Below are 22,181 nucleotides of genomic sequence, written 5' to 3' on the forward strand. Positions count from 1 at the left end.
GAATGTCATTCATATGACACATGTATCATCTTCAACTTCCCCACGCTGGTACGAGCCAGATCAGGTCCAAAGGGTTAAGAAACTTAAGCTTCTCTCTCAGCCCACTTTAGCGGGCACCCCTAGTCACTTTTATTGATTTCCACATCAGTTTATCATAGAGACGATATGAAAAAAAGAAGATTCAGGAAAATAGTTCCTTTCCCCTACAAGCTGTACCGATGAGCATGATATGCAAACTTCTATACAACAGCTTCCCCTTTATTTCGATCAAATCAGAAATCATCATTGATCCTTTTTTCCTACTATGTATAATTAATCTAAATGAAGAATTTTTTATACAAACTACTTGTTCAAAGGAAGTTCTAGTCGATTGCAAACATTTCTAACATTTATCAGTGATGAATCGGACGATGATGAAGTGGACATCCATTATTGCTGGTATTTTATTACTTGGATTTGGCTGTTATTTCTTTTACGAATTTTATATAGGCATCAAGATATTTTTTTAAGAAAAGGCTAGAGTTCGTAATGAACTTTAGCCTTTTTTATTCATTCAACTATCGGGTCATGCCTGTTTGTCCTGTTTCAAATTGTGTTTTTCTCATATCTCTGAAGCGTGTGAATGCTCCTTCATCTTTGATGACTTGGACAGCTCTTCCATCTGCATAACGAGTCGCTGCTTCTTCTACTTGTGATACGCCCTCTTCCGTCAGACGTCCATCCGATTTAATCGCAATATAGACATTTTCATCAGTGACCATAACTTGTGAGTCTGCTACGTGATTCATTTTATTCACGCGGTTCGCAATTTTTCGTGAACGCTGTATGTTCTCTTGTTTATCGTAGCCAGAGAACGACATTTGGTTATGATAATTCATATCTCCATGACTGTAGCGTCCATCTCCGCCAGTAAGCGGCATTCTCACTTGATCCTCCGTAGGACGCGAACGATAATCAACATTCGTTGTATTTTCGTTCATCCCTTCCATAAGCTCAGAAATTGGGCCTTGGTGATCTTGGTTATTGTCTGCCGCCCGTTGATTCGAATGATAACCGACCGGCTGGCCTGATTGATTATAACGAGTATCTACACCCGCATTGTCATTTGTACCACATGCAGTTAAACCAATAGGAAGAAGCACTAATGCGATTGTTTTTTGCCATTTTTGTCTCAAACGAAAAACCCCCTGTACAAATTCAATCTCATGAGCGCGAAACTGGCTCTGTTTTAGCATGTACAGTTCAGGGAAAAATCAAGCTGTCAGTTATAAACAAAAAAAGGAACGATTGAGATCGTCCCTTCTGTCATTAATCTTCTTCGTCTTCTTCTGGTCTTGCAAAAACGGATTGACCCGGATATGGCTGCATATAAGGCTGAGCAGGATAAGCCCCCATTTGACCATAAGGAACAGGATTTGGATAATGTCCAGGCCATGGCTGATGATGATGCTTCATGCCATCATCACAACCGCAGTCTTCCTTGCCATAGGCTTCATTTGAAGCGTTTGGATAAAAGCCTTGATTCACGTTCGCATTCACGTTCGCATTTGCGCCTGTATTTGGATGCATATGGTGGTGCCAGTGATGTCCATCGTTTGCATGATGCTCATGATTTTCCCCGTAGTAAGCTGGCGCTTGATAGGCTGGATAATACGGCTGGGCCGGGTAAGGATACGGCATCATGTGATGGTGATAATAGGGCTGGACCGGATAACAAAGACCTGAACCCGGTAAGATAGGTGAAGCCGGCACCATTTGCTGCGGATATGGATACATCGCAGGCATGTAATGACCATGACCATAATAAGGATCATATGATTCATGATGAGGATGCTGGTGATGATCTTTATTTTCTGCCATTCCTCCTACTGCTGTCCCTCCAACATTCGGCATTTGTGGGAAGTTAGGAAGGTTTGGGTAATTGCTATGCTCCATATCTTTTCCCTCCTCTTTTTGAAGCGGAATATGAATAAACGGATCATATCCCTTTGCCACCTCATCTTTGTGATGATCCTTATTCTCATGATGAAAATAGTCCTTGTGATCTTTATGGTCCTTATTTTCATGATAAAAATGATCCTTGTGATCTTTATGGTCCTTCTTCTCATCATGAACATGATCTTTCTTTTCATAAAAGTGATCTTTTTTCTCATGATGTTCTTTTTTGGGAGGAGGCGTGAATGGCTGGTAGAGATTGGTCTGATAATAGTTCACATCAACTTGCGGAAAAACTGGCTGCTCGATCTTTGGCACTGGCGGTACATAAGGTACCGGTTCATTTGGCTTTTCCTTCGGTTTCGTATCTTGCACTTGCACGACATCCTTTGGCTTTTCTTTCACATACGGATGTTCTTTCTGCTTTGGCATTTCTTTCACTTTTTGGTGATCTGTTTTCACAGGAACACCACTAGATGGAATCTTGATCTTCATACCCGGCATGATCAAATCTGGATTACTGAGCTGTGAATTTAGTTTTTTCAATTCTTGAAAGTCGACTCCGTATTTCTTTGAAATTTTCCAAAGGGAGTCTCCTTTTTGCACAATATGAATTTTCAACGTTTTCCCCTCCTATTGCAAAACGTGAACGTAGCGGTTATGTCAGAAGTACAATATGTTTCAACATAAATTTATGCCTATTTACAAGCCGATATGATAAAAACTTGTTTTCTGATAGGAGGGGCTGATGCTTTATTTAATGGTGAGCATTTTATTTAATGCAAGCAAAGCCTCTTTTGTTATCTCTTCATTGACCTGAATCAAACCAACCGGCTCACCCTTCTCAATACTTTCAAGTGACCATAACAAATGAGGCAGATCAATACGGTTCATGGTCAAACATGGACACATATCTGGGTTAAGGGATTCAATTTGTTTATCCGGGTGCTGGTCTATGATGCGTTTGACTAAATTCATTTCTGTTCCGATCGCCCACTTGCTTCCTGCTGGCGCCTGCTTGATCGTATCAATAATAAATTTCGTTGAACCAGCTAGATCAGAAGCTCTTACCACCTCATGCGTGCACTCTGGATGGACAAGGATTTGAATGTCACGATCTCTTTTTCTCGTTTCTTCAATATTCTGAACGGTAAACTTCTCATGTACGGAGCAATGCCCTTTCCATAAAATCATTTTGATGCGATGGAGCGGCTGATCGGTGATGAGCTTTTCTTCTACTTGATCCCAGACAGCCATTTCTTCTAGCGGGATACCTAAATCAAAGGCTGTATTACGCCCTAAATGCTGATCAGGGAGAAACAGAATCCGCTCTTTTTGTGTAAGCGCCCACTCCAGTACTTTCTTAGCGTTTGAAGATGTGACGGTCGCCCCGCCATGCTTGCCGACAAATGCTTTAATATCAGCTGTTGAGTTGACATAAGTGAGCGGGAGTATCGTATCTCCAAATAGATCAGTGAGCTGTTTCCATGCTCTGTCCGTTTGTTTCATGTTCGCCATATCCGCCATTGAACAGCCTGCTCTCATATCTGGCAACAGGACGTGCTGATTCTTTTTTGACAGCATATCTGCCGTTTCTGCCATGAAGTGAACACCGCAGAACACTATGTATTCTGCCTCCTGATTGTCAGCAGCTATTTGCGCTAGCTGCAATGAATCACCTGTTGCATCTGCAAATTGGATGACCTCATCTTTTTGATAATGATGGCCTGGTATAAAAAGCTTTGATCCAAAAGCTCGTTTAATGTCTAACACACGCTGCTTCATCTCTTCATAAGAGCGGTGTTTATATTCATCTGGCATCATGGCCGAATGTTGATTCGCTAGTACATCAAGCATGGACATGAGTCGTTCCCCCTTTATGGCTGAATTCCATATTCATACTAAAATCGAATGATGGAGCAGAATGTGTCAGAAAACCAAGCGAAATGATGTCTACACCTGTCCCCCGGTAGCTTGGTAATGTCTCTAATGTGATGCCTCCTGATGCCTCTGTCAGGATCGTCTCTGGTGTCATTTGTTTAAAACGCTTTACTTCGGCGGGGGAGCAGTTGTCAAACATGATGACATCTGCTTTTGCATCTATGGCTTCCATGAGCTGTGCTTCTGATTCAATTTCCACTTCAATTTTCACCATATGACCGGCGTATGCTCTTGCTTTTTTTACAGCTTCACGGATAGAACCACATGCGGCAATATGATTATCTTTAATCATCACACCGTCCGATAAGCCGAAACGATGATTCTTTCCACCTCCTACTTTCACTGCGTATTTCTCTAACATACGCAAGCCGGGTGTCGTTTTTCTCGTATCACAGATCGTAATAGACGGATCAGCTAATCGCTGCACTGCTTCATGTGTTAAGGTGGCGATTCCTGTCATGCGCTGTAATATATTCAGAATGACCCGTTCTCCTTTTAGCAAGTCGTTGACTGTGCCTCTTATTTGAGCCAGTACAGCACCTGAATGAATCCAATCACCCTCCTGGAAAAACAGTTCAGTTTGAATCTGTTCACTCAGCAGGCCATACCCCATTTCAATGACTGGTGATCCTGCCAATACACCCGATTGTTTTGCGATGATATAAGCTGTTCCTTTCTTGTCTTCAAAGATGGCATCAGCTGATACATCTCCAAAGCCAATATCTTCTTTTAAAAAATGAGTGAGCATTTGTTTTAACTGTAAACGTTCCATTTGGCACCGATCCTTTCATTTTTCATGATGTGAATGTGGCCTTTTTCATGCACAATCTGTTTCCCTCGCCACAAGGCATCATTCCGCTTTGGATAATCCATTCGATAATGGCTGCCCCTGCTTTCTGTACGGAGTAATGCAGACTTAACAAGGCAAGTCGCTAATGCCCATTGATTGCTTAATTCAATCTGTTTATTTGTGATATCCTTCACATTGATTTGCTGAAAAGAGACTTGTTCTAATTCATCGAGTAAGGTCTGCAAGCCTTTTTCATCTCTAACAATCGCGGCATATGCTGTCATCCATTTTCTAAGCTGAGCCTCTGACATAGTCGGGACAGACCATACTTCTTGTATTGAAAGAGATGGGATTGTTTTTTGCAGTTTTGGCAATTGCTCAATTCGTCTTGCCGCTTTGCTTCCTAAAACGAGACCTTCCAGAAGAGAATTACTTGCCAGTCGATTGGCGCCATGTAAACCTGTACAAGCCGCTTCACCGATGGCAAAAAGCGATTGAACGGTCGTTTCTCCATATTCATTGACCTTGATTCCGCCCATTAAAAAATGCATACCAGGAGAAACTGGCAGCCGGCCGCTTGCCATATCGACTCCCGCCCGCTGACACATCGCATCAATCGCTGGAAAACGAATAGAAAAATGCGGAATATCATGGATGTTGAGATACAGATGATGACCTAATTGCTGCTCATGAAAAATAGCTCTAGCGACCACATCTCTAGGAGCTAAATCTGTCTGTGGATGAATCCCTTTCATGATACGCCTGCCTGTTTCATCTTCTAAATAAGCTCCCTCCCCTCGCACTGCTTCTGAAACAAGACCGACTGCTTTTCCAGCGATCGTCAAAAGGGTCGGATGAAATTGAACAAATTCAAGATCCGCTAATTGTGCTCCGGCTCGGTAGGCCATCATCAGCCCGTCTCCTGTTACAGAAGAATCATTTGTGTTTGTCTCATATAGAGATCCGCAGCCACCAGTGGATAAAACCACTGCATCTGCGGTCATGGTATGTACGTGTCCTTTCTCATCTTTCCACACAACACCGACACATTTCCCTTCATGAACTAATAGATCAATGACATGATGATATTCGTATAAATGAATATGTGAACCAAGCTGACTTTTCAGAAACTGCACGAGGGTTTTACCTGTTTGATCTCCTCCTCCATGCAAAATGCGATTACGGGTGTGTGCCCCCTCTTTACCTAACTGCGGCATTCCCGCTTCATTCCGATCAAATGGACAGCCTTCTGCTTCAAGCTGCTTCACAAGGCGTTTTCCAAGACACACGATCTCCTGTACGATCTGGTCATCATTATGATCACAGCCAGCAGCTAGCGTGTCTTGCACATGTAGATCAACTGAATCATGTGCTGCAAAGGCAGCAGCGATTCCTCCTTGTGCAAGCATGGAATTACTAGAGGAAAATTGTTTTTTTGTCATCATGATGACTTGGCAGTTTTCTGATATGGTTTTCGCAAAGGAAAGCGCTGCAATGCCTGATCCCACCACAATGACTTTTTTAAGTAATGACACAATCGCCCCTCCTGTCATTTACACCTGTCTTGACACATATCATTACACAAGACTACAATAAATACAAGAAAAAATTTTCACACAGGAGATGGATGGTTTGGTCTATTTAGATTATGCAGCTTCTACACCCGTTTCTGAAGAAGCTCTACATGTATTCCAACAGCTGAGCAAAGATTGCTACGGGAATGCAAGCAGCCTTCATGATGCAGGGGGAAGAGCAAATGACATATTGACTTACAGCAGACAATCACTCGCTACGATGCTTAAGGGCGAACCAGACGGCATCTACTTTACAAGTGGCGGAACTGAATCCAATATCCTTGCGATTCAATCGATCATGAACGGGCTGCCCGCACATAAACAGCATGTCATTACCACATCAGTAGAACACCCTTCCGTTCATCACGCGGTTAACGCCTTGCAACGCCTCGGCGTGAAGGTCACGATCATAGAACCGAATGAAGAAGGGATCATCACAAAGGAGATTCTCAAACAAGCTTTATTGCCTGAAACAGGACTAGTATCCATCCAGCATGCAAACTCAGAAACAGGGATTATCCAGCCATTGGCTCAATTAGCGCCTCTTTTAAAGGAAAGACACATTTTTTTTCATACAGATGCTGTGCAAACATTCGGGAAAATTCGTGTTTCCATTAAGGAGCTCGGGGTCGATGCCATGTCCATCTCTAGTCATAAAGTGTATGCACCTAAGGGCGCTGGAGCTGTCTATATGGGTGCACATGTCCCTTGGAAGCCTGTATATGCAGGTGCAGTTCAGGAAAATGGCTTACGCCCTGGAACTGTGAACGTTCCGTGTATCGGTGCTTTTGCCGCGGCGAGTGAACAAATGATGCTTCAGCTCGATGAGCAGCATAAACGAGATGAGCAGCTTCGTGATTATTTTCTTGAGCAGATAAAAAAACGTCAGCTGCCTGTCCGTACGCTTCAGGACAATAACAATTACCGCATGCTGCCTCATATTATTGGTTGTTTTTTTGAAGGGTTTGAAGGACAATATGTAATGTTAGCATGTAACCGGCATGGGATTTGTATATCAACTGGAAGCGCATGTGCTTCTGGTTACCATCACCCTTCCCCTGCTGTGAAGGCATTGCATGTATCAGATCGTGATGCCCTTCAGTTCATTCGAATATCATTTGGACGACGGTCATCAACAGATGACATCGATCAGCTTTTGCATACATTTGAGAACTTGCAAAAGGAGAAGAAAGGAGCATAAGACGTGGAGCAAGAGAGGAAGCTCATTGGCGAAGAAAGAAGAAAGGCCATATTACAGTGGCTGAAAGAAACAGATACACCGCTCACTGGAAGCTTTTTAGCTAAAAAGGCCGCTGTATCACGACAAGTCATTGTACAAGATATATCATTATTAAAAGCAAAAAACGAACCCATTATCGCCACAAGCCAAGGCTATGTGTATATGGCGCCGCTTCATGCGCCAGAAACTGAAATTGAACAAATCATCGCCTGCAAACATGATCCTCTTCGTACAGAAGAAGAACTGACATTGATTGTAGACTTTGGTGTGACGGTGAAAGACGTGATCATAGAACACCCCGTTTACGGAGAGCTGACTGCCTCCATTCGCGTCAGCACACGTAAACAAGTAGCTGACTTCGTTCATCACATTTCTAACACTGGCGCCTCCTACTTGTCAGAGCTAACAGATGGCGTACACTTACATACACTCACTTCCTACAGCCAAAAGCAGCTTGATCAAGCCATTCAAGCGCTAGATGACGCTGGATTTTTGATTAAAGACTAAAAAATAGTGTCCTACACAGGACACTATCAGATTGTTGACAAAGGGCTAAAATGATCTTTATTTTAGCCCTTTGTCCTTCTTTTCAGCGTGTTATGAAAACCCTTGAAGTCTAGGAAGGACGAGTACCGGAGCGGAGCGAATTTGACATTCGTGAGCACCGGCACGCAGACATGACAACGAATGCGAGGGTTTGGCTACACGCTGATAGTGTCCTACACAGGACACTATTTTTCATTCGTTAATTCATATGTTTGGTAGCTGCCGAGCAGCTTGACCTCACAGCCAATCGCTTCTAATTCTTGAATCGCGCCAGGGACAAGGACATCATCCATTTCTTTTTCGATATCAATGATAAATAAATAATGTCCAAGACCTGTTTTGGTCGGGCGAGATTCAATTTTTGACAAGTTCAGATTTCGCCAGGAAAAAGCAGATAGCACGCGATGTAAAGCGCCTGATTGGTCATCCTTTGGCAGACTGACAACAATGGTCGTTTTTGGCTTTGAAGAAAAACCAGAATTCATCGGAAACGACGCCTTAGGATCTTTATGTAAAATAACAAAACGTGTGTGATTGTGCGGATAATCATGAATGTCTTTTTTCGCAATGGTCAATCCGTACGTTTTTGCAGCAATTTCATTGGCAATCGCACCAACAGCTTCATCTGGATGCTCACTGATGTATTTCGCTGCATAGCCTGTTGATTCCACTGGGCGATGCGGAATATGAGGGTAGTGCTTTTTCAAAAATTGATGACACTGGGCAATTGCATGCGGATGTGACTGAATCACATCTAATGTTTCCCAGCTCTCCGCCCTCGATGGATGGACAAGCAAATGCTGCCGAATCGGTGCTGTCATTTCACCAACAATGGATAGTGCTTCTTCATGAATTAAATAATCAATCGTTAAGTTCACAGATCCTTCGAGTGCATTTTCAAGCGGAACGACTGCCAAATCTACTTCGCCCTTTGAAACAGCATCCATACATTGCGGGATCGTTGCATAGGCCCGCTGCACTGCATCTTTAGGAAAGCAAGAGCATACGGCCAAATGAGTAAATGTTGCCTCTGGTCCAAAATAACCTACAGTTAATTGCTTCATCTGCTATAATCTCTCCTTTTACGCTCCAGAACCTAGAATTTCAACTTTTTCGACAAATTCAAGTTTTCTTAATTGATTCATGACGGTATTAATATCATCTGCCATGCCAGCCGTACTGATCGATAGTGTGACATTCGCTCTTCCTTGCAGCGGAATGGTTTGGTGAATGGATAACACATTACAGCCAGAGTCCGCCACAATTTGAAGCAGCCTTGACAGAGCCCCAGACCGATCCTCAAGGTGGAAAAACAATGTGATGATCTGCTCTTTCACCATCGTATAAAATGGAAAAACAGCATCTCTGTATTTATAAAAAGCACTGCGGCTTAAATCCGCTTGTTGAACAGCATCGGCAACTGAATCCGCTTTTTTGCGATCGAGAAGCTTTTTGACTTCAAGCGTTTTTCGCATCGCATCTGGAAGGACATCCTCTCTTACTAAATAGAACGTTTCTTCTTTCACCTGTTTTCTCCCCTTTTAAAAACGGGAGAGCCCATGGACTGGACCCTCCTTTTGATCAATCAATAAATTCAAATTCAAATTCAAGCAGACGAATGATGTCGCCGTCTTTTGCACCGCGCTCACGTAAGGCATCATCGACACCCATTCCGCGCAGCTGTCTGGAGAATCGTTTAACGGATTCATCTCTTGAGAAATCTGTCATCTTAAACAGTCGCTCAAGTGCTTTACCAGTTAAGACAAACGTACCATCAGGATCTCTCGAGATCTCAAATGGTGCATCTCCCTCACCAAACTTGTACATCACACGGTTATCAGACAGCTCTTCTTCATTATAGAGCGGGAATTCTGGTGTCGTTTCAAGCTGATTGGCGATTTCAAATAAGAGCTCACGAAGCCCTTCTCTTGTGATCGCACTAATTGGGAACACTTTATAGTCATCTGTTAGTTTTTCTTTAAATGCGGCTAGATTGTCAGCTGCATCTGGCATGTCCATTTTGTTGGCCACAATGATTTGCGGACGCTCTGTCAATCTCATATTGTATTGCTCAAGCTCTTCATTAATTGTCACGTAGTCTTCGTATGGGTCACGCCCTTCAAGTCCAGACATATCAATAACATGGACAATCACACGTGTACGCTCAATATGACGTAAAAATTGATGACCTAAGCCAACACCTTCGTGCGCTCCTTCGATAAGTCCTGGCAGATCCGCCATAACAAAGCTTCGGTTATCGTCTGTTTCGACAACTCCTAGGTTCGGCACAAGCGTTGTAAAATGATAATCTGCAATTTTCGGTTTAGCCGAAGAGACAATCGAAAGCAGCGTCGACTTCCCGACACTTGGGAAACCAACGAGTCCAACATCCGCAAGCACTTTTAATTCTAAGATGACGTCACGTTCTTTACCTGGCTCACCGTTTTCAGAAAGCTGTGGTGCAGGGTTTGCCGGTGTTGCGAAACGTGAATTTCCACGTCCGCCTCGTCCGCCTTTTGCAATCACTGCACGCTGCCCATGCTCTGTTAAGTCAGCTAGTACTTGTTCCGTCTCTGCATCTGTGACAACCGTACCCGGTGGAACTTTGACGACCATTTCTTCAGCATTTCGTCCATGCTGGTTTTTACTCATCCCGTGCTCGCCGCGATCAGCCTTGAAATGGCGCTTATAACGAAAGTCCATCAATGTTCTAAGGCCTTCGTCCACTTCAAATACAACATCTGCACCGTTTCCGCCGTCGCCGCCTGCTGGGCCGCCTTTTGGCACATATTTTTCACGACGGAACGCCACCATACCGTTTCCGCCGTCACCGCCTTTAACATACACTTTAACCTGATCTACAAACATAACTTCCTCCGTTTCTCTGCATCACATATCTCGTTCTTGCCTCAAACAAAGCTAAATCATGGACTCATGAGACGTCACATGAAATTGCATTATACTCATACATGGATAGTTTGCGTCATGAAACGCATTTAACGCATCCAAACTTGTTAATTTTCCTTTGAAATCAAAATATAAGATCACATCATTCTCTTCATGATCTGTTTGGAACGTGACCGTTAAATGATTTTCAGTTTTTTGGCAAACTGATTGATCGAATATCGAAAACAACTCCCGTGATACCGTTAGCAGCTGCGATTCATATGCTGATAAGTCTCGGGCTTCACCAAGCACTTCATATTCTAGGGTGATAAAATGCGACTCCCAATTAAATGTTAGAAAGTAATAGGCCAATTGGGGAATTTTTAAATTTGAGAGTTTTGATTCATGCTGTGCTTCAATGACCATTTCTTCTATAATTTCAAACACTCGGTCATATTTTTCTAATGTCAAGTTGCCTTTAATCAGCTGCAATTTATTCATCCAGTCATGTCTTGAACGACTGAGCAGATAGATCAATTCATTTGTTAATGCAACGTGAGTTAATTTTTCATTTTGTTTACTTGATATCTCTTCCATTATCGCACTCCCAATCGTTTGGTCTCTCTTTTAGGAGTCTTATCATCAATATGTCTCCCTGAATTATAACAGAGAAGACAGCATAGAAAAACACTAGTTATGTGAGGAAAGGTTGTTTTTTCTGATCGTATAGGAGAAAATGAGGCAAAGTCAGCAAACGTTCTTTGATATTTATGGAGTGCATCTTCTTTTATCATCTTCGGTACCACTTATAAAAAGCGCAAAAGCTCCCTGAATAGTGAAAAAAACTCCAGTCAATGACCGGAGTTTTTAGCAATTATTGTGCCGCAGGATATACGCTCACTTTTTTACGGTCACGACCGAAACGTTCGAATTTAACAGTTCCGTCGATTTTAGCGAAAAGAGTGTCGTCGCCTCCGCGTCCAACGTTTTCACCTGGATAGATTTTCGTTCCACGTTGACGATAAAGGATAGAACCACCAGTTACGAATTGACCATCAGCACGTTTAGCGCCTAAACGTTTAGACTCAGAGTCACGTCCGTTCTTTGTAGAACCTACCCCTTTTTTAGATGCGAAAAATTGAAGATCTAATCTAAGCATGAAGTTCACCTCCTATTTTTTTGTTGATATTCTCACATAATCGTGATAATCTCGTTCGATTGTCTCTAAGGAAACGACCATGCCTTCTAAAAGCAGCTGGGCTTTTTCAAAGGATACTGGATCTGTATCAGCCGGTAATTCAAAAGTGAAATAGCCGCCTTCTTCTCCAATATCAAGCAGTGGATCGATTCCTGTCAGTGCAATAATTGAATTGACTGAGCCGAAAACAACAGCAGATACACCTGCACAAACGAGATCCTGACCTTTTTCAGCAAACTCGGCATGTCCAGTCATCCGAAAAGACGTAATGCTTTCATCTGCCGCTGACCGAGTAATGGTTGCTTTGATCATATCACTCACACGCCTTAAGCGTTGATTTTTTCGATAACAACTTTAGTGTAAGGTTGACGATGACCTTGTTTTTTGTGGTTGTTTTTCTTCGGTTTGTACTTGAACACAGTAATTTTCTTACCGCGACCTTGTTTTTCAACTTTAGCCGTTACTGTTGCTCCAGCAACTGAAGGGTTACCCACTTTGACAGTGTCTCCGCCGACAAACAATACGTTTTCAAAAGTAACTGTTTCACCTGCTTCAGCAGCTAGTTTTTCAACATAAACAGTTTGACCTTCTTCAACTTTAACTTGTTTACCACCAGTTTCGATAATTGCGTACATCTCTGCACCTCCTAATAAACTCAGACTCGCCGAATACAGGGGGCCATAGGCACTTTACACCTGCTCCGCGCGGTTGTAGCACGGGTGCTACATATCCATAACATTAAAAAATATATCAAACTAGACGCAGAATGTCAATGTATTTTCACCATTAGTACGGTAAAAGAAGCTCTTCCATTGAAGAGGTGGTTCTTCGGTCTGAAAAATAAGCATGAAGCAGTTCATTTTCATCAAGCTGACTCATTTTCACGCCATCCCTTTCGATAATAATCGGGTGCTTACAGCCCTTTTGAAATCGAGCCAGCACTTCGTATACTTTTTCTTCAGCACTTGCTCTAAGCGGAATGAGTTTCTCTATCTTTTGCTCTTTTTTACCGTAATACCGTTCTAGTAAAAAGCGGACCGTGACGTAATGCCGCTGCCGGTGTTCCATCACAAGTGAATAAGCTAAAAATGTGAGCAGCACCCAGCCATTGAATTGCAGCGGAGCAAAACAGAGTAACCCTGCTGTCAAAAGACTAAAAAAGACTAGGGAGCCTTTTATCGCGAGGGCATGTGCACGTTGGAAAGGGTAAAAAGCAGATAAGAGCAAAAAGAATAATTTTCCGCCATCAAGCGGCCAAATGGGCAAAAGGTTTATAAGAAAAATGGCCATATTATAAAAGGTAAACATCGTAAAGACGTCGTGCGAGATAAGAGAAGCTTCCATGAGAAGCCATGCCATGAGCTGGAGCGGCACATGCTGAAGCGGTCCGCATAAAATGACCGCCAGCTCTTCTTTTAGCGGGCGGTTCCCATGCTCTTCTACTTCTACCGCTCCGCCAAATGGCAGTAAAAAAATCCGCCGAATGCGCCAATGATAATAGCAAGCAGCCGCTGCATGTCCAAGCTCATGGACACAGACGATAATGAGCAGACAAAGCAGCGGCTTAATTTGACCTGAAAGAATCGCAAACGCCATCACAATCCAAAGAAGCGGGTGAATGTGAATTTTCGTCAGCATGACCAGCCATCTATTCAAAGGTCATCACCTGAATGGGGTCGATGAACTGTTCATTTTGCTTAATGGCAAAGTAATACGTGCCCTTCCCTTGATCATCAAGCGAAATTCGACCAATTTTTTCACCCTTATCGACAAAATCGTATAAGGCCACATCGGCTTCCTTTAATTGACCGTACCAGCTATAGCTGTTATCCGCATGCTGCACAACCACTGTAAGCCCTGTATCGCTTTTCTTTTTCACCTCTACAACATAGCCTTCTTTCATACTATCAATGGCATCTGCCGATGTTTCGACTTTGACGCCTGCACCATTTTGGGTAAATGATTCTTGCACTTTTCCAGAAGCAGGTACAGCCAGTTCATTATTGGCTTGTACGTCTTTTCGGTCTCCCTTTTTCTCAGTTAAAAAGGCAAGCGGGTTCCCAACTGTTTTCTCAAACCAAAGGTTGGCAGCAGCAAACTGAAAATCTTGCTCAAAGGTTTGACTGATCATCGGCTTCAGCTGCTGAAACGGGCCTGCCTGGCCTTTAAACGAAATGGCTGCAATCAACACGAGGGACGCAGATAGTAAACATTTAATCACAAAGGTATTGGGGTTAAATAACGGATGCCGATACTTCGTCGGCTGGTGAGACGTCGACTCATAGGAAGACGATCCAGAATGCTTTTCTTCCTCTGTCAACATAACCCATGGCGGGATATCGTCATTTTTCTTGAAAGCCGCCTTCTTAGAGGCAGCAGCTGGCTGCTTTGTTTTACGGCGCTGCGCTATTTTTTTTCGATACTCGTCCACTCTTTTCATGAGATCACCCTTTACATACAAACAGTTTGTACATTTTATGTGGCGACCTCATGTGATATGCAACAAAAAGACCGATTCTCATCGAATCGGCCTGATCTCACGTGAATGGTTATGCTCTAACACCGAAAAATGCTTTGAGCTTTGCAAACATCCCTTTGTTTTCATCTTCAAATGATTGCAGTGGAACAGATTCACCTAGTACACGGCGAGCAATATTGCGATACGCAATTGATACTTTGTTTTTAGCATCCATCACAATCGGTTCACCATTGTTTGAAGCCTTAATCACGTCATCATCATCTGCCACAATGCCAAGAAGATCAATCGATAAGTGATGTACAACTTCATCCACATCCATTGAATCGCCACTTTTCGCCATGTGTGTACGAATACGGTTGACAATCAAACGAGGCGGTTCGATATCTTCTTGTTCTAATAAGCCGATGATACGGTCCGCATCTCTTACAGCTGAGATCTCAGGCGTCGTGACGACAATTGCCTTGTCCGCACCAGATACAGCATTTTTAAAGCCTTGCTCGATTCCAGCAGGGCAATCGATGACGACATAATCAAAGTCTTGTTTCAATGATTGAATCAATTCTTTGATCTGCTCCGGCTCTACAGCCGTTTTATCGCTTGTTTGAGCAGCGGGTAAAAGATACAAAAGATCCTCGAAACGCTTATCTTTTACAAGCGCTTGGTGAATTTTACATCTTCCTTCTACTACATCGACTAGATCATAAATAATGCGGTTCTCAAGCCCCATCACGACATCTAGATTCCGAAGGCCAATATCGGTATCCACTAGACACACTTTTTTCCCTTGAATTGCTAGTGCTGTGCCTAAGTTTGCAGATGTTGTTGTTTTGCCAACGCCGCCTTTTCCTGAGGTAATCACAATAGCCTCGCCCAATTTCACATTCCTCCCTCAAGCCTTGTCAGATTAGGTCTTATATGAGCCAATTGCTGCAGGCGTTCAATGATCATGTTGCCATCTATATCTAAATAAGCACATTCCATTTCGTTTCCATCTTCTTTTTGATCTGGTGCACGGTTAAACACTTGTGCGATGCGAAGCTGAGTTGGAATCATACGAGATGCCGCAATGACAGCTTGTTTATTCCCATTACATCCAGCATGCGCCACGCCTTTTAATGCGCCGAGCACAAAAATATTTCCCCCTGCACGAATCGTTCCGCCAGGATTCACATCTCCTATTAATAAGAGATCCCCTTCGACATACAGCACCTGTCCAGAGCGTACAATTTTCGCTACAGAGGTGATTTCAGCCTCTGCTTTTAATCGTCTCGCCTCTTCAGTTGACATGACGTCACTTTCAATGGAATGAATGATGAGATGTTCATTCTCAGACACCGCTTCAGTCAAACGCTCCTCCTGATCCTCTGTTAAATACCGAAAACCAAGTTTAATATGCACATTGACCTTATGTCCTTCTCTTCCATCTGTATATTGCTCAAGCAAAAGAACCTCTCGCAAGCCAGAAAGAAGGTCATCAAACGAACAGTCATCATTTAACTGTAATGTTAATCCGTTTTTTGTACCTTTTATTGTCACAAATTGCTGTTTTTGAGTTTTCAAGATGCTCACCTCAACAACATACTCATTTCGCCGTAATTGGACAAACTCCTGCTTTTATTCGTCGATCAGTCCTTGCTTCACATTGATGAAAAAGAGCCTAAGCGGCACAACAAGTATGAGAGACGCAGCAGTATTTAAAAGAATCGTTGGAATAAAGCGTTCGATGACATACGTATTAAAAGGCATAATCCCTGGCTGAATCGTCGCTTGAACGCCGTACACATAAAACTCCATCACGGAAACAGCAATCATCGACAGAAAGACGACCACTAAAATATTCGTCTGAAGGACTTTGAAAGCTTTCGCTAACAAATAGCAAAGCGCCCCAAAGCCAAACATATGAACACCAAGTATGCCTGTATACGAAATATCATATAAAAGTCCAAAGATAAAGCCGTAAATCACACCATATTTTTGATTCACAAAAGCAGTCATAAATACAAGTGCGAGTAAGATGAAATGAGGTGCTAAAATTTGATTATCTGAAACAAATGGGAGCTTCACTAAATCGACAAAAATGCTGTCAAATACGAAGATAAACAACATGACGAAAGCAAGAAGGACACGTTTCACGAGCCTTCCTCCTTCGTCAATTCAGATGCATCTGCCGTACTTGTGCTGCGATTCACAACAATCACGCGGTCTAAATTGTTGAGTTCAGCAGCTGGTTCTACATAAATGATTTTTGTCAGTCCGTAATGGTCAGGCTCGATTTCGCTCACCTTACCAATTGTTAAGCCTTGCGGGAATACGCCCCCTGCTCCAGATGTTTCGACAAGATCTCCTTTTTTGACATCCCCATCAGCATCGGATTTTAGAATATTCATTGTCAGCATTTTTTTCTTGCTGTCATAACCGTTAATAATTCCATTGAGTTCTTCTTTGCCCTTTTTTGCAAAAATTTTCGTTGAAATTCTATTATTTTGGTCTGTAGAGCTTAGCAACCTTACAGTCGAAGTAAAATTGTTGAGCTTATCACTTTCGATTTTCCCGATTAACGCACCACTCTCATTTGTGACCGCCATATCTTTGTCAACGCCTTGTTTTTTCCCTTTATCAATCATCACAAAACTATCCCATAGGGACGGGTTTCTCGCAATAACAGTTGATAGAATTGGCGTATAATCACGAATAGAGTTCACATATCCGAGCTGCTTGCGAAGCTTTTTGTTTTCATCTTCTAGTTCTTGAAGTTTCGCCTCATACTGGGTTTGTCCATCAAGTTTTTTTCGAAGACGCTCGTTTTCATCATATGTGTTCTTTAAATCTTGTACGTTCCCATACATACCGGCAATAAATTGTGATGGTTTATGAAAGACACCTTGAAAAAAGCCTGTCGTATCCCCCACTAATTTTTCCGGCCATGAAGCACCTCTGCCGCTTTTCACTGAAAAACCAATCATGGCCACCAGTACGATGACACAGACAAGGAGCAACATTAATCTTTTATTCATAAAAAACTGCGGCATGTCTTACACCTCTTTATTTACGCCCGATTATCTTTTGATTTTCCTTTGAACAAGTGAATATGTTCTAGTGCTTTCCCTGTTCCGATCGCCACACAGTCAAGTGGGTCCTCAGCAATAATGACTGGCATTTTCGTTTCATCGCTAATGACTTTGTCAAGATTACGCAGCAATGCACCGCCGCCTGTTAAAACGATTCCGCGATCCATAATATCTGCTGCCAGCTCAGGTGGCGTTTTTTCAAGAGTGGCTTTTACCGCATCAACAATTGTTTCCACCGTATCGCGAAGCGCTTTTGCAATCTCTTCTGCCGTAATAGAGATCGTTTTTGGCAGACCTGTTAAAAGGTCACGTCCGCGAATATCCATCTCATCATGCACGTCTGGCTGTGCAGAACCGATTTCCATTTTAATCGCTTCTGAAGTACGGTCACCGATCATCAGATTATACGTTTTACGAATATAGCTGCTGATCGCATCATCCATTTCATCTCCTGCCACACGGATCGATTGAGAAGTCACAATGCCGCCAAGTGAAATAATGGCCACTTCTGTTGTACCGCCGCCAATATCCACAACCATACTTCCTGTTGGCTCCCATACAGGCAGGTTAGCACCGATTGCCGCAGCAAATGGCTCTTCAATAGGGTATGCGTCACGTGCACCAGCTTGTCTTGTTGCATCAATGACTGCTCGCTCCTCTACAGCTGTAATCCCAGATGGCACACATACCATCACGTAGGGTTTACGAGCAAATAGCCCTTTGTTTCTAAGTGCTTGATTAATGTAATATTTCATCATTTTTGCTGTCGTTTCGTAATCTGCAATGACTCCGTCTTTCATTGGGCGAAGTGCCACAACATTACCAGGTGTACGGCCAATCATGTTTCTAGCGTCATTTCCGACCGCCACTATAGACTTCGTATCAGTTTCCAAAGCTACGACCGAAGGTTCTCTCACAACAATTCCTTTTCCTTTAATAAAAACAAGCGTATTCGCTGTTCCAAGATCTATTCCAAGGTCTTTTGTACCAATTCCAAACATATGTATGTATCTTCCTTTCTTAAACCAAAATTCCCTTTAGGGAAAAACTCATAAACTCTATTATATCGTAAAACATCGAAAAAAAAAGTGTTACAAATACCCTTTTTCCTTCAAACTCACAAATTTTTGATCACCTATGACAAGATGATCAAGCAGCTGTATTCCAATCAGCTTTCCACATTCAAAAAGTCGCTTTGTGACTTCAATATCTTCCCTGCTAGGCGTCGGATCTCCAGATGGATGGTTGTGCACACATATAAATGAAGCAGCCGAACGTTTAAAAGCCTCTTTGAAAATTTCACGCGGGTGAACAATCGATGAGTTCAAACTTCCAATAAACACGGTATGTTTATGAAGAACTTGATTTTTTGTATTGAGATAAAGACAAACGAAATTTTCCTGCGTCAAAAATCTCATATCTTCCATCACAAAGTTTGCCCCATCCTCTGGCGTGCGGATGACATAACGGTTGTCCGTCGTTTGATGGTGTAATCTAGTGCCGAGTTCTAACGCAGCTAAAAGAGAGATCGCCTTCGCTTTTCCAACTCCTCGAATCTTCGACAGTTCTTCAATAGAAGCTTCTCTCACAGAACGAAGGCCGCCAAATGTTTGCAGAAGTCTTGCGGAAATTTGAAGAACAGATTCCTTTTTTGTGCCTGTCCTAAAAAGGATTGCGACAAGTTCATGATTTGATAAACTGCTTGGACCATATTTGATAAATCGTTCTCTCGGTTTTTCATCATGAGGGAAATGCTTAAGCAACATAGGGAAATGGTTAATGATATACACTCCTTTTGAATTCCTTCCCGTCATCAAAAAGGGGTAATTCCAAATGTTTCAAGCACTCTAACTGTTTTGGCAATAGGGAGACCTACAACGGAAAAATAATCACCGTCTATTTTTTGAACAAACAGTGCGCCTTTCCCTTGAATGCCATAGCTTCCCGCTTTATCAAGCGGTTCACCCGTTTCGATATAGCGGTTGATTTCATTTTGCGTAAGCATCCAAAATGTCACTTCTGTCTGTTCATAAAATGTTTCTTTTCTATTCTCTGACTGAACCGAGACACCAGTCAAGACTTGATGTGTCTTTCCTGACAATAATTGAAGCATTGAGGCCGCTTCTTCCTTGTCTTTTGGTTTCCCAAGACATTTGCCGTCAATTGCAACAATCGTATCTGCACCAATGATCACAGCTTTGGGATGTATTTTTTGAATATCATTTGCTTTTTGTTCTGCCAACCATTGGACGTTCTCAGCAGGCGAAAGGTTTCGATTTATTTCTTCTTTTAAGTGACTTGCTTGAATGTCATAAGAAAACCCTGCTAGATCAAGCAATTCTTTTCTTCTAGGTGATTGTGATGCGAGAATTAATTGGTTCATGTTCGTTCATCCTTTCAGGGTTTAGCTTAAGAAGTAAGATACCCATTCATCCTATCAAATGTACATCTTACCGACAATTGACGAAAATTCATTTTTCATGTTCCTTCATCATTATGTTGGATACAAAAGAAAAAAACTAGTCATTTTTTGACTAGTTTGCTCTCTTAAAAAATGATTTTACGTGTTTAATTGATCAAGCAGCACTTGCTGAGATTTCCACCCATTTTCAGCCGTTGGGTCATTTAACAGTTGCACCGCTTTCAGCAAACTGCTTTTAGCTGATGCGTCAGTTGTTTTGGCACTTTCCAGCTCAGAGATCAGCTGCGTGACTTCCTTTTTCTCTACTTCATCCCCTGCAATCACCTTTGAAGATAAGACAGAAGCCTTCTCTATTAAACCAGTCAGCTCATCTGGCACTTGAAATGAGAGCTCCTTACCGCCCCATGCTTCAAAGTGCTGATCGATTAGCTTCTTCCCAACAGCACTTGTCATGCCTTGTTCTGTTGCAAGCCCAGCAATCACATAATATCCATCATCCATTGAGACTTTTTTCCCCGCATATCCTGCATCTTTTAAACTGGTAACCAAGTCATCTGCTCCTTTTTCAGAGGAAAACTTTCCAGCCTGTACGACAAAGGTTGAAAAACTGCCAGAGACACTTTTTTCACCTTTGTTCTCTTTTGATTCATCTGTATCTCCCGCCGCTGGCGGCGCATCCCCTCCGGCTTTCATTGCAGATTGGTTTCCGGATGCTGTGACACTGACATGGTCACCACCTGACGGATTTGCTGTACCGTCTTTGCTTAAGCTTAGTGCAAACACGCCGAGGCCTGTCCCAAGAACCACTGCAAATACAATCGTTGTCATCACTCTCTTGAAGGGGCCGCGGTTTTTACTGAACTTCTGATCAAATGAGCCTTTTTTCTTTTGATAAGGCGTGACGACCTTTGGATCAGAGTGGTAAATATGATCAGCTGCATCGTCCCACTGGAAATCTTCTTCTTTTGGTTTAGATGGATCTTCCTGTGAAGCAGCTGTCTCCTGTTCTGATTGCCTCTTTTCCTCCCAATTCGAAAACGTCACATGATCCTCTTGCTGTTTTTTTGGCTGATGATCTTCTTCATGAAGCATTTCTTCCTTGCCATTAATATTGACCTTTAACCCTTGTTTTTTTGCCTGCCTTTTTTTCATTGTCATTCCCCGCTTTCTGACATTGTTTGTAAGAAAGACCTTTTTGTCCAATGAATCAGTGCGAATTTAACCCGTCCTTCTTTCTGTTTCACACTTTAACATAGCAGATAAAAAAAAGAACAAGACTTTTGTCGGCAGGTAAAAAAAGTGTTCGCCAATTTTTTCACCCAAATAATCCGCTGAATGGGCTTAAGACATGAGACCCAAAAAGATAAACCCAAAAAGAAAAAGCGATCGCAGGAACAAAGGGAAATGGCTCGTCTAATCGAAAGGAAAAGACCTTCGCATAGACCATTCCGCCGATAGATGAGAGGAAAAGAATGATGAGGAATGCCTTTAAACCAAAGCAAAACGCAAGCACACCGAACAGCTTCATATCAGCCCCTCCCATGCTGTTTGGCTTAAAACGATCTAAACTATAAAATAAGAGAAAACAAAAAAGCAGAGAAGCCGCTCCTTCCCACCAAATAAGAAATGGTTCTAGCGTGCGGTATATGACGAATAGAGGAAAAAAGAAGAGAAACAGCTCGTTTGGCACCCTCATATAAAGAAGATCGCTCACGACAGCAATCACGAATAAACTACAAAGAATCACAAGAAAAAGGCCTTCAAACGAAAAACCAGCGTTCCTATAAATGAGCAAAAAAAGGCTGCCTGACAGCAGCTCAATCATTGGATATAACAAAAACAATCGGGTGCTGCAATGTTTACACGACCCTCTCAATACAATATACGAAACGAGCGGAATCATGTCATACAGAGATAGTGGTTGTTTACAAACGCCGCAGTGAGAACGCGGAAAGAGTATGGACCGCTTCATTGGCAGCCTTTCACCAACTAGATGAAAAAACGATCCCATGGTGATGCCTGCAAGAAACACAAAAATGTCAATCATATTCAGTGGCTCCTTCCGGGGATAAGATAGACCGGATTGTACCATAGACATTTAC

The 22,181-nt window shown here is 42.5% G+C and carries 25 protein-coding genes, 1 riboswitch and 1 other annotated feature; of the genes, 2 read left to right on the top strand and 23 right to left on the bottom strand.

The window, feature by feature from the left end:
* Positions 1–20: 20 nt before the first annotated feature.
* Positions 21–131, bottom strand: a riboswitch (TPP riboswitch).
* A 426-nt stretch (positions 132–557) separates the two neighbouring features.
* From ACYH0L_RS12525 to nadB, 5 genes are all read right to left on the bottom strand, one after another.
* On the bottom strand, positions 558–1,175 hold the full coding sequence (locus tag ACYH0L_RS12525; protein WP_099727775.1) for a YhcN/YlaJ family sporulation lipoprotein: 618 nt from the start codon (positions 1,173–1,175) through the stop codon (positions 558–560).
* A gap of 133 nt (positions 1,176–1,308) precedes the next feature.
* The gene (safA, locus tag ACYH0L_RS12530) at positions 1,309–2,556 is read right to left on the bottom strand and encodes a SafA/ExsA family spore coat assembly protein (RefSeq protein ID WP_099727776.1); all 1,248 of its coding nucleotides are present in this window, start codon (positions 2,554–2,556) and stop codon (positions 1,309–1,311) included.
* Between the two features lie 132 nt (positions 2,557–2,688).
* Positions 2,689–3,798, bottom strand: a complete 1,110-nt coding sequence (gene nadA / locus ACYH0L_RS12535; protein ID WP_482354080.1) for a quinolinate synthase NadA — start codon at positions 3,796–3,798, stop codon at positions 2,689–2,691.
* Complete coding sequence (gene nadC, locus ACYH0L_RS12540) at positions 3,785–4,648, bottom strand: carboxylating nicotinate-nucleotide diphosphorylase (RefSeq protein ID WP_482354081.1); 864 nt, start codon at positions 4,646–4,648, stop codon at positions 3,785–3,787. Before nadC ends, nadA begins: the two co-directional genes overlap by 14 nt.
* Entirely contained in the window at positions 4,630–6,201 is a 1,572-nt protein-coding gene (gene nadB, locus ACYH0L_RS12545) for an L-aspartate oxidase (RefSeq protein WP_099727779.1), read from the bottom strand. Before nadB ends, nadC begins: the two co-directional genes overlap by 19 nt.
* A 97-nt stretch (positions 6,202–6,298) precedes the next feature.
* Here nadB and ACYH0L_RS12550 point away from each other — a divergent pair, with 97 nt between their 5' ends.
* Together ACYH0L_RS12550 and ACYH0L_RS12555 are read left to right on the top strand one after the other, a co-directional pair.
* Complete coding sequence (locus tag ACYH0L_RS12550; protein ID WP_180275526.1) at positions 6,299–7,441, top strand: IscS subfamily cysteine desulfurase; 1,143 nt, start codon at positions 6,299–6,301, stop codon at positions 7,439–7,441.
* 3 nt (positions 7,442–7,444) lie between these two features.
* A complete protein-coding gene (locus tag ACYH0L_RS12555) occupies positions 7,445–7,987 on the top strand; it encodes a transcription repressor NadR (RefSeq protein ID WP_099727781.1) in 543 nt (180 codons plus the stop codon).
* A 224-nt stretch (positions 7,988–8,211) separates the two neighbouring features.
* On the opposite strand, the gene pheA is transcribed toward ACYH0L_RS12555, so the two are convergent.
* The 18 genes from pheA to ACYH0L_RS12645 all read right to left on the bottom strand — a co-directional run bounded on the left by pheA (position 8,212) and on the right by ACYH0L_RS12645 (position 22,126).
* Positions 8,212–9,090, bottom strand: a complete 879-nt coding sequence (pheA, locus tag ACYH0L_RS12560) for a prephenate dehydratase (RefSeq protein WP_099727782.1) — start codon at positions 9,088–9,090, stop codon at positions 8,212–8,214.
* A gap of 18 nt (positions 9,091–9,108) precedes the next feature.
* The gene (locus ACYH0L_RS12565; protein WP_003216269.1) at positions 9,109–9,552 is read right to left on the bottom strand and encodes an ACT domain-containing protein; all 444 of its coding nucleotides are present in this window, start codon (positions 9,550–9,552) and stop codon (positions 9,109–9,111) included.
* A gap of 55 nt (positions 9,553–9,607) precedes the next feature.
* Positions 9,608–10,894: a GTPase ObgE gene (gene obgE, locus ACYH0L_RS12570; RefSeq protein ID WP_482354082.1), complete on the bottom strand. Its 1,287-nt coding sequence runs from the start codon at positions 10,892–10,894 to the stop codon at positions 9,608–9,610.
* A 51-nt stretch (positions 10,895–10,945) separates the two neighbouring features.
* Positions 10,946–11,509, bottom strand: a complete 564-nt coding sequence (locus tag ACYH0L_RS12575) for a Spo0B C-terminal domain-containing protein (RefSeq protein ID WP_482354083.1) — start codon at positions 11,507–11,509, stop codon at positions 10,946–10,948.
* 277 nt (positions 11,510–11,786) lie between these two features.
* The gene (gene rpmA / locus ACYH0L_RS12580; RefSeq protein WP_003216586.1) at positions 11,787–12,071 is read right to left on the bottom strand and encodes a 50S ribosomal protein L27; all 285 of its coding nucleotides are present in this window, start codon (positions 12,069–12,071) and stop codon (positions 11,787–11,789) included.
* Between the two features lie 12 nt (positions 12,072–12,083).
* Complete coding sequence (locus tag ACYH0L_RS12585; protein ID WP_256498850.1) at positions 12,084–12,422, bottom strand: ribosomal-processing cysteine protease Prp; 339 nt, start codon at positions 12,420–12,422, stop codon at positions 12,084–12,086.
* Positions 12,423–12,436: 14 nt separating this feature from the next.
* Positions 12,437–12,745, bottom strand: coding sequence for a 50S ribosomal protein L21 (gene rplU / locus ACYH0L_RS12590; RefSeq protein ID WP_003216781.1), 309 nt, complete (start codon positions 12,743–12,745; stop codon positions 12,437–12,439).
* Positions 12,746–12,757: 12 nt separating this feature from the next.
* Positions 12,758–12,830, bottom strand: a sequence feature (ribosomal protein L21 leader region).
* 66 nt (positions 12,831–12,896) lie between these two features.
* Positions 12,897–13,766, bottom strand: a complete 870-nt coding sequence (locus ACYH0L_RS12595) for a M50 family metallopeptidase (protein WP_099727786.1) — start codon at positions 13,764–13,766, stop codon at positions 12,897–12,899.
* Positions 13,759–14,550 carry a M23 family metallopeptidase gene (locus tag ACYH0L_RS12600; RefSeq protein WP_099727787.1) on the bottom strand — a complete coding sequence of 264 codons (792 nt, stop codon included), beginning with the start codon at positions 14,548–14,550 and terminating at the stop codon, positions 13,759–13,761. The genes ACYH0L_RS12595 and ACYH0L_RS12600 overlap by 8 nt, the downstream gene beginning before the upstream one ends.
* A 109-nt stretch (positions 14,551–14,659) precedes the next feature.
* Positions 14,660–15,463 (bottom strand): septum site-determining protein MinD, encoded by an 804-nt coding sequence (gene minD, locus ACYH0L_RS12605; protein ID WP_003216504.1) that lies wholly within the window; start codon positions 15,461–15,463, stop codon positions 14,660–14,662.
* A gap of 2 nt (positions 15,464–15,465) precedes the next feature.
* Complete coding sequence (minC, locus tag ACYH0L_RS12610; RefSeq protein ID WP_099727788.1) at positions 15,466–16,149, bottom strand: septum site-determining protein MinC; 684 nt, start codon at positions 16,147–16,149, stop codon at positions 15,466–15,468.
* Positions 16,150–16,203: 54 nt separating this feature from the next.
* Positions 16,204–16,722, bottom strand: a complete 519-nt coding sequence (gene mreD, locus ACYH0L_RS12615) for a rod shape-determining protein MreD (RefSeq protein ID WP_230030517.1) — start codon at positions 16,720–16,722, stop codon at positions 16,204–16,206.
* The gene (gene mreC, locus ACYH0L_RS12620; protein WP_099727790.1) at positions 16,719–17,618 is read right to left on the bottom strand and encodes a rod shape-determining protein MreC; all 900 of its coding nucleotides are present in this window, start codon (positions 17,616–17,618) and stop codon (positions 16,719–16,721) included. Before mreC ends, mreD begins: the two co-directional genes overlap by 4 nt.
* Before the next feature lie 17 nt (positions 17,619–17,635).
* Positions 17,636–18,658 carry a rod shape-determining protein gene (locus ACYH0L_RS12625; RefSeq protein ID WP_034321249.1) on the bottom strand — a complete coding sequence of 341 codons (1,023 nt, stop codon included), beginning with the start codon at positions 18,656–18,658 and terminating at the stop codon, positions 17,636–17,638.
* A gap of 90 nt (positions 18,659–18,748) precedes the next feature.
* Positions 18,749–19,423, bottom strand: coding sequence for a RadC family protein (gene radC / locus ACYH0L_RS12630; protein ID WP_099727791.1), 675 nt, complete (start codon positions 19,421–19,423; stop codon positions 18,749–18,751).
* Positions 19,424–19,470: 47 nt separating this feature from the next.
* On the bottom strand, positions 19,471–20,040 hold the full coding sequence (locus ACYH0L_RS12635; protein WP_099727792.1) for a Maf family protein: 570 nt from the start codon (positions 20,038–20,040) through the stop codon (positions 19,471–19,473).
* 177 nt (positions 20,041–20,217) lie between these two features.
* Positions 20,218–21,231 carry an SPOR domain-containing protein gene (locus ACYH0L_RS12640; RefSeq protein WP_257213856.1) on the bottom strand — a complete coding sequence of 338 codons (1,014 nt, stop codon included), beginning with the start codon at positions 21,229–21,231 and terminating at the stop codon, positions 20,218–20,220.
* A 163-nt stretch (positions 21,232–21,394) separates the two neighbouring features.
* Positions 21,395–22,126: a prepilin peptidase gene (locus tag ACYH0L_RS12645; protein WP_099727793.1), complete on the bottom strand. Its 732-nt coding sequence runs from the start codon at positions 22,124–22,126 to the stop codon at positions 21,395–21,397.
* Positions 22,127–22,181: the final 55 nt, after the last annotated feature.

Source organism: Bacillus sp. MC1252, from assembly GCF_056838025.1.

Excerpts from the sequence above, each read along its gene's own strand:
- nadA (WP_482354080.1), bottom strand. The coding sequence starts at position 3,798 with ATGTCCATGCTTGATGTACTAGCGAATCAACATTCGGCCATGATGCCA.
- nadC (WP_482354081.1), bottom strand. The coding sequence starts at position 4,648 with ATGGAACGTTTACAGTTAAAACAAATGCTCACTCATTTTTTAAAAGAA.
- pheA (WP_099727782.1), bottom strand. The coding sequence starts at position 9,090 with ATGAAGCAATTAACTGTAGGTTATTTTGGACCAGAGGCAACATTTACT.
- obgE (WP_482354082.1), bottom strand. The coding sequence starts at position 10,894 with ATGTTTGTAGATCAGGTTAAAGTGTATGTTAAAGGCGGTGACGGCGGA.
- ACYH0L_RS12575 (WP_482354083.1), bottom strand. The coding sequence starts at position 11,509 with ATGGAAGAGATATCAAGTAAACAAAATGAAAAATTAACTCACGTTGCA.
- rpmA (WP_003216586.1), bottom strand. The coding sequence starts at position 12,071 with ATGCTTAGATTAGATCTTCAATTTTTCGCATCTAAAAAAGGGGTAGGT.
- ACYH0L_RS12585 (WP_256498850.1), bottom strand. The coding sequence starts at position 12,422 with ATGATCAAAGCAACCATTACTCGGTCAGCGGCAGATGAAAGCATTACG.
- rplU (WP_003216781.1), bottom strand. The coding sequence starts at position 12,745 with ATGTACGCAATTATCGAAACTGGTGGTAAACAAGTTAAAGTTGAAGAA.
- ACYH0L_RS12600 (WP_099727787.1), bottom strand. The coding sequence starts at position 14,550 with ATGAAAAGAGTGGACGAGTATCGAAAAAAAATAGCGCAGCGCCGTAAA.
- mreC (WP_099727790.1), bottom strand. The coding sequence starts at position 17,618 with ATGCCGCAGTTTTTTATGAATAAAAGATTAATGTTGCTCCTTGTCTGT.
- ACYH0L_RS12625 (WP_034321249.1), bottom strand. The coding sequence starts at position 18,658 with ATGTTTGGAATTGGTACAAAAGACCTTGGAATAGATCTTGGAACAGCG.
- radC (WP_099727791.1), bottom strand. The coding sequence starts at position 19,423 with ATGTTGCTTAAGCATTTCCCTCATGATGAAAAACCGAGAGAACGATTT.
- ACYH0L_RS12635 (WP_099727792.1), bottom strand. The coding sequence starts at position 20,040 with ATGAACCAATTAATTCTCGCATCACAATCACCTAGAAGAAAAGAATTG.
- ACYH0L_RS12640 (WP_257213856.1), bottom strand. The coding sequence starts at position 21,231 with ATGAAAAAAAGGCAGGCAAAAAAACAAGGGTTAAAGGTCAATATTAAT.
- ACYH0L_RS12645 (WP_099727793.1), bottom strand. The coding sequence starts at position 22,126 with ATGATTGACATTTTTGTGTTTCTTGCAGGCATCACCATGGGATCGTTT.